The organism is Nocardia pseudobrasiliensis NBRC 108224, assembly GCF_001613105.1.
GTDB lineage: Bacteria > Actinomycetota > Actinomycetes > Mycobacteriales > Mycobacteriaceae > Nocardia > Nocardia pseudobrasiliensis.
In genome coordinates this window covers 166532-174575 of the sequence record NZ_BDBS01000015.1, presented here as the reverse complement: position 1 = coordinate 174575, position 8044 = coordinate 166532, and the positions used below count along the sequence as shown (strand labels likewise).

8 protein-coding genes are annotated in these 8044 nt (G+C 68.2%); 2 read left to right on the top strand and 6 right to left on the bottom strand.

Annotated features, from left to right (window positions below):
- Nucleotides 1-180 precede the first annotated feature (180 nt).
- Entirely contained in the window at nucleotides 181-1002 is an 822-nt protein-coding gene (locus NP4_RS14830; RefSeq protein ID WP_067997924.1) for a crotonase/enoyl-CoA hydratase family protein, read from the bottom strand.
- A 96-nt stretch (nucleotides 1003-1098) separates the two neighbouring features.
- Here NP4_RS14830 and NP4_RS14825 point away from each other — a divergent pair, with 96 nt between their 5' ends.
- Entirely contained in the window at nucleotides 1099-2739 is a 1641-nt protein-coding gene (locus NP4_RS14825; protein ID WP_245997853.1) for a succinic semialdehyde dehydrogenase, read from the top strand.
- Between the two features lie 3 nt (nucleotides 2740-2742).
- Here the strand turns inward: NP4_RS14825 and NP4_RS14820 are convergent, their stop codons facing one another.
- Nucleotides 2743-4134 carry a lipase family protein gene (locus NP4_RS14820; protein ID WP_067998011.1) on the bottom strand — a complete coding sequence of 464 codons (1392 nt, stop codon included), beginning with the start codon at nucleotides 4132-4134 and terminating at the stop codon, nucleotides 2743-2745.
- Between the two features lie 154 nt (nucleotides 4135-4288).
- On the opposite strand from NP4_RS14820, the gene NP4_RS14815 reads away from it, so the two are divergent.
- Nucleotides 4289-4912 carry a TetR/AcrR family transcriptional regulator gene (locus tag NP4_RS14815; RefSeq protein WP_067997917.1) on the top strand — a complete coding sequence of 208 codons (624 nt, stop codon included), beginning with the start codon at nucleotides 4289-4291 and terminating at the stop codon, nucleotides 4910-4912.
- Here the strand turns inward: NP4_RS14815 and NP4_RS14810 are convergent.
- From NP4_RS14810 to NP4_RS14795, 4 genes are read right to left on the bottom strand one after another with little or no spacing between them, the layout of a single operon-like run.
- The gene (locus NP4_RS14810) at nucleotides 4909-5349 is read right to left on the bottom strand and encodes a hypothetical protein (protein ID WP_067997914.1); all 441 of its coding nucleotides are present in this window, start codon (nucleotides 5347-5349) and stop codon (nucleotides 4909-4911) included. The genes NP4_RS14815 and NP4_RS14810 overlap by 4 nt on opposite strands.
- 14 nt (nucleotides 5350-5363) lie before the next feature.
- The gene (locus NP4_RS14805) at nucleotides 5364-6122 is read right to left on the bottom strand and encodes a BPL-N domain-containing protein (protein WP_114755641.1); all 759 of its coding nucleotides are present in this window, start codon (nucleotides 6120-6122) and stop codon (nucleotides 5364-5366) included.
- Nucleotides 6119-7339 (bottom strand): heparan-alpha-glucosaminide N-acetyltransferase domain-containing protein, encoded by a 1221-nt coding sequence (locus tag NP4_RS14800; protein ID WP_067997911.1) that lies wholly within the window; start codon nucleotides 7337-7339, stop codon nucleotides 6119-6121. Before NP4_RS14800 ends, NP4_RS14805 begins: the two co-directional genes overlap by 4 nt.
- A complete protein-coding gene (locus NP4_RS14795; protein WP_067997906.1) occupies nucleotides 7336-8043 on the bottom strand; it encodes a BPL-N domain-containing protein in 708 nt (235 codons plus the stop codon). The genes NP4_RS14800 and NP4_RS14795 overlap by 4 nt, the downstream gene beginning before the upstream one ends.
- Between the last annotated feature and the right edge of the window lies 1 nt (nucleotide 8044).

The window sequence follows — 8044 nt, the reverse complement described above, 5'->3', positions numbered from 1 at the left end:
GGGACTGCCAGCCGACGGGAGCGGGATTGTGGGCCACCGGGAACGGGACTGCCAGCCGACGGGAGCGGGATTGTCGGCCACCGGGAACGGGACTGCCAGCCGCCGGGAGCGGGATTGTCGGCCGACGGGACTGGACTTGTCGGCCGACAGGGGACGGGAGTGTTGGGCAGGGCCTCAGGGTCAGCGGCCCTTGAATTCCGGTTTGCGCTTTTCCGCGAAGGCGCGGGGGCCCTCCTTGGCGTCCTCGCTGCGGAAGACTGCCAGGCCGAGTTTGGCGTCGATCTTGAAGGCCTCCTCCTCGTGCAGGCCCTCGGTGTCGCGCATGGTTTGCAGGATCGCGCGGATGGCGAGGGGGCCGTTGGCATTGATCAGGTCGGCGATCTCGAGGGCCTTGTCCAGGGCGGTGCCGTCGGGGACCACGTGGCCGATCAGGCCGATGTCCTTGGCCTCGCGGGCGGTGATGTGGCGGCCGGTGAGCAGGATGTCGGCGGCGACGGTGTAGGGGATCTGGCGGGGCAGTCGCACGGCCGAACCGCCCATCGGGAACAGGCTCCAACGCGCCTCGGAGACACCGAATTTCGCGCTCTCGCCCGCCACCCGGATATCGGTGCCCTGCAGGATCTCGGTGCCGCCCGCGATGGCCGGACCCTCCACGGCGGCGATCAGCGGCTTGGTGAGGCGTCGGCCCTTGAGCAGGCCGGGCAGTCGGGTCGGGTCGAATCCGCCGCCCTCGCTCATGCTTTCGGCGTGGTTCCGCTTGGTCATGGCCTTGAGATCCGCACCGGCGCAGAACGCGCCGCCCGCGCCGGTGAGAATGCACGACCGGATCTCCGGATCGTTGTCGACGGTGTCCCAGGCCCCGACCATCAGCTCGAGCATCTCGCCGGTCAGCGCGTTGCGCGCGGCCGGGCGGTTCATGGTGACGATCAGCGTGGCGCCGCGTCGCTCGATCAGGGCGTGCGGTTCTGTATTGCTACTGGTTTCAGCGGCTGCCGACGTCATCGTCAACCCTCTCTGCTCGGAAATTACCTGCGCTTCGAGGACGAAGTTACCCGGCGACATTGTAGGAAACAATAACGTGTTCTAGTTTGGAATCTGGTGACCGCCGTCACGGGCGGCAAGTGGATGGAGAGATCGGCGATGGAGACAACCACGCAGGACGGCACGGCCACGCTGCCGCCGCGGATCACGAAGGCGCTCATCGATCGGCTGACCGGGATGGTGGCCGCGGGCGCCGCCGGCGAGAAGCGCGAACCCTACGAGATGATCGAGGTCTACACCGGCAAGGCGATCGGATCGCTGCCGCAGTCCTCACCGGAGGATGTCGTCGCGGCGGCCGCGAACGCGCGTGCGGCCCAGCGGGAATGGGCCTCCTGGCCGTTGAGTCGGCGGCTCGCGGTCTTCGAGAAGGCCCATGAGCTGCTACTGGCCGAGCACGAGACCATCGCCGAACTCATCCAGATCGGCAATGGCAAGACCCGCCGGATGGCCGTCGAGGAGTCCTGCGATGTGCCGATGGTCGTCAGCCACTATTTGAAGGTCGCCAAGCGGGTCCTGAAACCCGTGCGGCGCGGCGGACCGATGCCGATCATCACGACCTCGACCGAACAGCATCGGCCCAAGGGCGTGGTCGCGGTCATCTCGCCGTGGAACTTCCCGTACGCGATCTCGCTGTCGGATTCGGTGCCCGCCCTGATCGCGGGCAACGGCGTGGTGCTCAAGCCGGACAACAAGACCGCGCTGTGCGTGCTCTACGGCGTGGAACTGCTCTACAAGGCGGGTCTGCCGCGCGGACTGCTACAGGTGGTGTGCGGCGGTGGCCCCGATGTGGGCCCGACGATCATCGAAAACGTCGACTTCGTCATGTTCACCGGATCCACCGCCACCGGGCGGGTCATCGGCGAACTGGCCGGGCGCAATCTGATCGGTTGCAGCCTCGAGCTGGGCGGTAAGAATCCGATGATCGTGCTCGACGACGCCGACCTCGACGATGTGATCCCCAATGCGGTGTTCGCGGTATACGGCAACTCCGGCCAGGCGTGTATGCACATCGAGCGCATCTACGTGGCCGACCGGCTCTACGACGAATTCGTGCGCCGCTTCGTCGCGGCCGCGGAGGAACTCGGCGCGAAAGCCGGTGCGCGCTACGACTACACACCGGAATTCGGTTCGCTGGCCTCGGTCGATCATATGGAGAAGGTGGCCGCGCACGTCGAGGACGCCCGCGCCAAGGGTGCGACCGTGCACACCGGCGGTGTGCCCATGACCGATGTCGGCCCGGCCTTCTACGCGCCGACCGTGCTCACCGGCGTCACGGCGGACATGCTGCACGCGACCATGGAGACCTTCGGTCCGGTGGCGACGATCTACCGCTACTCCGATGAGCGGGACGTGATCCGCCAGGCCAATGCCACCACCTACGGCCTCAATGCCAGTGTGTGGAGTAAGGATTTGGCGCACGCGAGGCGGGTGGCCGACCGGATCGAGGCGGGCAATATCAATATCAACGACGGCTACGTCACCACGTACTCGTCCAAGGGCACGCCCTCGGGCGGGGTGAAGCAGTCCGGCGTCGGCGCGCGCCACGGCGACGCCGGACTGCTCAAGTACACCGACACCGTCAATGTCGGCGTGCAGAAGATCCAGGTCATGACGGCCCGGGCCAGACAGCCCTTCGACAAGCAGCTGCGTCAGACCCTCATGACCCTGCGGTTGATGCGCAAGCTGCGCATCCGCTGAGAGTTATCGCACCCCGATGGGTTTGCCGAAGAACGAGGCGAATGTCTCGCCGAAGGTCGACAGCAGCAGCTGAAAACCATTGGGGTCCAGGGCGAGCCAGCCCGCATCGGTCGTCGAACATCCGGCCGGTGCGGGTACGCCCTCGAGCCGATCGCGCAGCCACAGCAGCGCCGGGCCCGCGCCGGAGACTTCGGTGGCGACGTGCTCGCCGAAGTGCTCGCGGGTGTACCGCACCGTGCCACCGGCCCGGCAGTAGCCGTCGACGAGATCGTCGACCTGGCCCACCGGGATGATCTCGTCGGGATTGGCCTGCCAGATGTACATCGGCATATCCGGCACGACCTTGCCCATGCGGGTCTTGTCGAGTACGTCGCGAACCACCGGCACGTCCTTGGGGTCGCCCGGAGTATGCAGCATCCCTTTGAGATTCAGGAACGGCAGGAGCTCCGAGACGTACTGCACGCACCATCCGCTCTGTACGGTCGTGACCGCCTTGCCGAGCAGATCCATGTTCTGATCGATGAACTGCCCGAATTCGGGATATTCTCGCGCCACTCCCATGACCGCGGCGAGAATCAGGCCGGAGGTCAGCTGGCCGTTGGCGACATCGAGGGTCACGCCGAGATCCGCGGGCACGCCGCCCTCCGCCGCGCCGACGACATTCAATTCCGGTGCGTAACTTTGCTTCAGCTCTGCGGCGTGGCCGGTGGCGATCGCGCCACCCGAATACCCGTAGAGCCCGATCCGCGCGTCCGGGGTCACCCGCATGGGCTCGAAATCCCGTGCGGCGCGGATGCCGTCGAGGGTGATGCGCCCGGCCAGCGGTCCGGCCGCGTAGGCGTTGTTCGGACCCTCGTGATCGGGGATCACCACACCCCAGCCCTGCTGTAGCGCGCCCTGGGCGATGATGAATTCGGCGGGCGCGACGATCTGGCCGACGAACGGTCCGGCCGACAGATGCTGAACGGCATAGGAGGGTGCGCAGTATCCCGCGAGGGAGTCCTCGGCGATCTGCATCGAGACGAGCTTGTCCGGCGTCGATCCGCGCGGTTTCAATACCGTCGCCACGGCCGGGATGGGCTGATCGCGGCTGTCGTTGGAACGGTAGGACAGCTGCCAGGCGTCCACATTGAGCCCGATCAGGCTCGCATTGGCCACATTCACCTGCCGCGCGCGCAGGATTTGACCGGGCGCGGCGGCGGCGACCGCATCGGCGGGTGGATGGTAGAAGCCGGGATCCAGCTCCGGGGGCAACGGGATCGGGGCGACGGGCGCCACCGGCGCGGGCGGGTTTTCGGGCGCGGCGACGGCGATGGTGGTGGACGGCACGGCCAGGGCGGCGGCCGCCACGAGTACCAGCGCCGCTCGACGGGTGCGCCCCGTCCTCGGCTGGATCAACTCGGGCTCCTTCAATTATGTGAGACCACTTCGTCTCACATATCTCGGAACTATGGCACGCAGTGACCTGCATCGCAAGCAATCGCCGATACCAAGTGGTGTCACATTTAGTGGACCCGGATTTCTGCCAGCCGCGGGTTACGGTGGATTCGTGACAACCGTGGAGCGCCAATACGGGGGACGCACCGTCGCCGAACGCAAGGCCGAGCGGCGCGATCGCTTCCTGCGCGCGGCGACCCGGATCTTCGCCGAGCGCGGCTATCAGAATTGCTCACTCGCGGATGTGTGCGCCGCCGCCGGGTTGTCCAAGCGGCAGTTCTACGAGGAGTTCACCACTCGCGAGGATGTGCTGGTCGCCGCCTACGACCGGATTCAGGACGAGGCGGCCGCGGCGATCACCCGGGCGCTGGCCATGATCACCGCCGAGACCGATCCGCGCACCGCCGCCACGGTGATGATCTCGGCCTATCTGGAATCCTATGGCGCCGACCCGCATCGGGCGAAGCTGGCGTTCCTCGAGGTCGTGGGCGTGAGCGAGCGGATGGAACGGCATCGCCGCGAGCGCAGGCATATGTGGGCCACCGTGATCGAGCGCGTGGTGGTTCCGCTGGCCGGATCCGATATCCGTATTCGCGGCGCGCACGGGATGGCGGCCAGCGCCCTGATCGGCGCGGTCAACGGCCTTGCGCACGAATGGCTGCTCACCGATCCGCGCCCGCCGATGGGGGATCTGGTCGAACTGCTCGTCCCGATCGCGCTGGCGCTGATCGACTAGCGATCCGATCCGGCCAGCAGGAAATCGTCGAGGGAGTCGACCTCGCACCGCGCTGTGCCGGATTCGGCGAAGACGGCCTCGACCTCGTCGGGGTGGACTCGGCGGAAGCTGAAGCGCAGATCCTCCACTCCGGACGCGAGAGTGCGGGTGCGCCGGGTGGTTTCGCCGGAGGTGTAGACCACCGTGACCGTCACCGGACCCGGGGTCTTCAGATGATGTAGCCGCACGGTCACTCCGCGCCCTGTGCTCGCGCCGTCCCAGACACTCGGCATCGCACAGGCCGCGGTGCCCGCCCGCAGGGTCGGCAGCGCCGCGGCCGGTTGATGCGGGCGCTCGGTGGAGGCATTGTGCGCCGATACCGCGAAGGCCGCCGCCGTCGCCGGAATCGTGAGCAGTACGGCCACCGCGAGAACGACGCGGAGCAGACGGCGAAACATGGCTTCTCCCTTGTTTATTGAATGGCGAGCGTGGTTTCGATGAGGTCGTGGCCGAGTTCGGGGTGGATGGCATCGGTGGCGGGCAGGCGCGGCGGATGGAACCAGCTCTCGTCGGCCTCCGGATGCGGTCCGGTCAGGCCGACGCGACCCTGGCCGTAGCGGGTGACGATGGCGGCCGGTTCGCCGGTGGGATAGGTGGCCAATTGCTGTAGCGCTGTGCCGGAACGGATTCGGAAGGTCGGCCCGTCCTGGAAGTACAGTTTGCGTCGTTGGCCACGCCAGGTCACCGGGACGATCGCGTCGTCGGCGGTGGTGACGACCGCGTTCGCGGTGGCGATGTACTGCTCGGAATTCCCGGCCAGCAGCCGATATCCGGGGGCACCCGCGAGATATCCGCCCAGGCAGAAGCCGAGATAGACGCCCCCGCCGCGCACCCAGTCGCGCACGGTGTCGGCGTGTTTGCGCAGTCGAGGCCAGGCCGATTCCACATCACCGCCGCCGGGCTGGGCGAAAATCCGTGCTCGGGCCAGGTTTTCGACACTCAACTCCAGTTTCTCGCGCGGCCCGACGTATTCGACTCGCAGCCGTGTCGAGGTCGTGCGCAGCAGTGCCGCAACGGCTTCCGGGCATCCCGGGGTGGCGGCCGGTCCGCGGTACACCAGCGCCAGCGGCGGATTGTCGTGCAGCAGTTCGTAGGTGGCGAAGGCTCCCGCTCCCGCGGTCGTGGTGACCGCCGCGGCCGTGGCGATCAGAAAGGTGCGGCGGCGGATCATGTCGCGGCTCTCGTCCGGGTGGCCGCGCGGCGGGCCCGGCGTGCGATCGCGGTGACCAGCGATTCCAGCGGGCCGCGTCCGGCGGTGGCGGTCCAGGCCAGGCCGATCAGCAGCGCCGCGACCGTCTGCGCCGCGTAACTCGTTGTGCGGGAGTAATGATCGAATTCGCTGTTGATGAAGATCAGATGCAATGTGTAGAGCGTCAGGGTCATCCGCCCGGCCGCGGCGAGTGGCCGCAGCGCCCGGCGGACGAGGGCCGTTCGGGTGATCGCGAGCAGGACGCCCAGGACCGCGACCGACGAGCCGACGGTGGCGAGCAGATCCAGCGGGGTTCCGGTATGCGGCCCGGCCACCGCGAGCCACCACCAGGTGTCGTCGGGAACCGTGCCGTCCGCGCCGAATTCCAGCATCTGTTCGGTCTCGTCGAGGGTCAGCGCGCTCGCGGGCTGGGCGGCCAGGATGTGGTCGAGGCCGTGCTGGGCGTTCAGCAGGAAAGTCGACAGCGCGGGCGCGCCCCAGGCCGCTCCCGCGCCGAAGGCGATGAGCAGCAACATATTTCGCATACGACCGAGATCGAGCCTGCCGACGACCAGTCCGGCGCACAGATAGGCCAGCCACGGCAGGGCCGGAAATTCGCCCGTCACACAAAGTTCGGCGATCAACTGCCCCGGCCGCGTGACCAGATCGGTGAAGGCGAAATTGTCGCCGCTGGCATCGGGCAGCCGCCCCAGCAGTAGATGGGTGGCTACCGGAGCCCCGGCGACAATCCCCGCGCCCACCACTCCGACCGCCCAGGTCGGCAGCAGCACAAGCGGAATCGCGGCCACGAACAGCACGGCGTAGTACGGCAGAATGACCGTCGCCAGCTCCGGTTCGGTATAGCCGAGCGCGAGCCCGATCGCGCCCACGGCGAGCGCTCGCGCGGCCAGTCCCGCCGCATGCCCCGGCGCATCGGCGAGCCGAACCCGGCGACGACCGGTCAGCAGCGCCACCGAGACCCCGGCCAATACCGCGAACAGCGCCGAGGCGCGCCCGCCGAACAGGGCGAAACTCCAGGTCGGGTCGCCGTCGTCGGTGGCGTCCGGCAGGACGTGCACGGCCATCATGCCGATCAGGGCGAGGCCGCGCGCGGCGTCGACACCGATCAGGCGGGCCGTGGAAGCGGCTGTGCCGGAGGCTTTTTCGGTGGGCCGGGTGGGTGCGACGGCGGTGGTCATCGAGCCATCACCGCGTTCACCAGATCGTGGGCGAGATCGCGGCCGCAGGCCGGCAGCCGGTCGTTGCCGTGCGGAAACGGCAGTCCGGCATCGGCGAACCAGTCGGGCGTGGCCTCCGGATGCGGGCCGACCACCCCCACCCGACCCGCGCCGAACCCCGTCACCGCGGCCGCGATGGCGTCGTTCGGGTAGGTCGCCAGAACCGTTGTGCCGCGGTCTGTTTCGATCTCGAAATGCGGACCGTCCTGGAAGAACAGCCGCCGCGGTCGTCCGCGCCACACCACCTCGACCACGGCATTGTCCTCGGTGCGCACGGTGGCGCGCCGGGTGTCGATATAGCGGTCGGTATCGCCGGGCAGCAGTGCGAATCCCGGTGTGGCGCCGGCCAGATAGCCGCCGAGGCAGAAACCGAGATAGCGCCCGCCCGCACCCACGAAACCCCGGATCGCCTCGCGCTGATCGCGCAGGTGGCGGTAGGCCGCGTCGAGGGTGTCGCCGCCGGGCTGGGCGTAGAGCGTCGCGCGGGCGAGGGTGGCCTGCGACAGCGGCACTCGCTCGCGCGGTCCGGTGAAATGGATGTCGAAATCCCAATGGCTCGCGGCCAGCATGTCCGCGACGGCCTCGGGACAGCCCGGCAGGCTGGCGGGGCCGCGGTAGACCAGGGCCACCGGGCGCGAGAGTCGGGATTGCAGAGCGTATTTCATG

What these genes read in the sequence shown, in the direction of transcription:
- NP4_RS14830 (WP_067997924.1), bottom strand. Translation starts at nt 1,002, where the DNA reads ATGACGTCGGCAGCCGCTGAAACCAGTAGCAATACAGAACCGCACGCC.
- NP4_RS14810 (WP_067997914.1), bottom strand. Translation starts at nt 5,349, where the DNA reads ATGTTTCGCCGTCTGCTCCGCGTCGTTCTCGCGGTGGCCGTACTGCTC.
- NP4_RS14805 (WP_114755641.1), bottom strand. Translation starts at nt 6,122, where the DNA reads ATGATCCGCCGCCGCACCTTTCTGATCGCCACGGCCGCGGCGGTCACC.
- NP4_RS14800 (WP_067997911.1), bottom strand. Translation starts at nt 7,339, where the DNA reads ATGACCACCGCCGTCGCACCCACCCGGCCCACCGAAAAAGCCTCCGGC.
- NP4_RS14795 (WP_067997906.1), bottom strand. Translation starts at nt 8,043, where the DNA reads ATGAAATACGCTCTGCAATCCCGACTCTCGCGCCCGGTGGCCCTGGTC.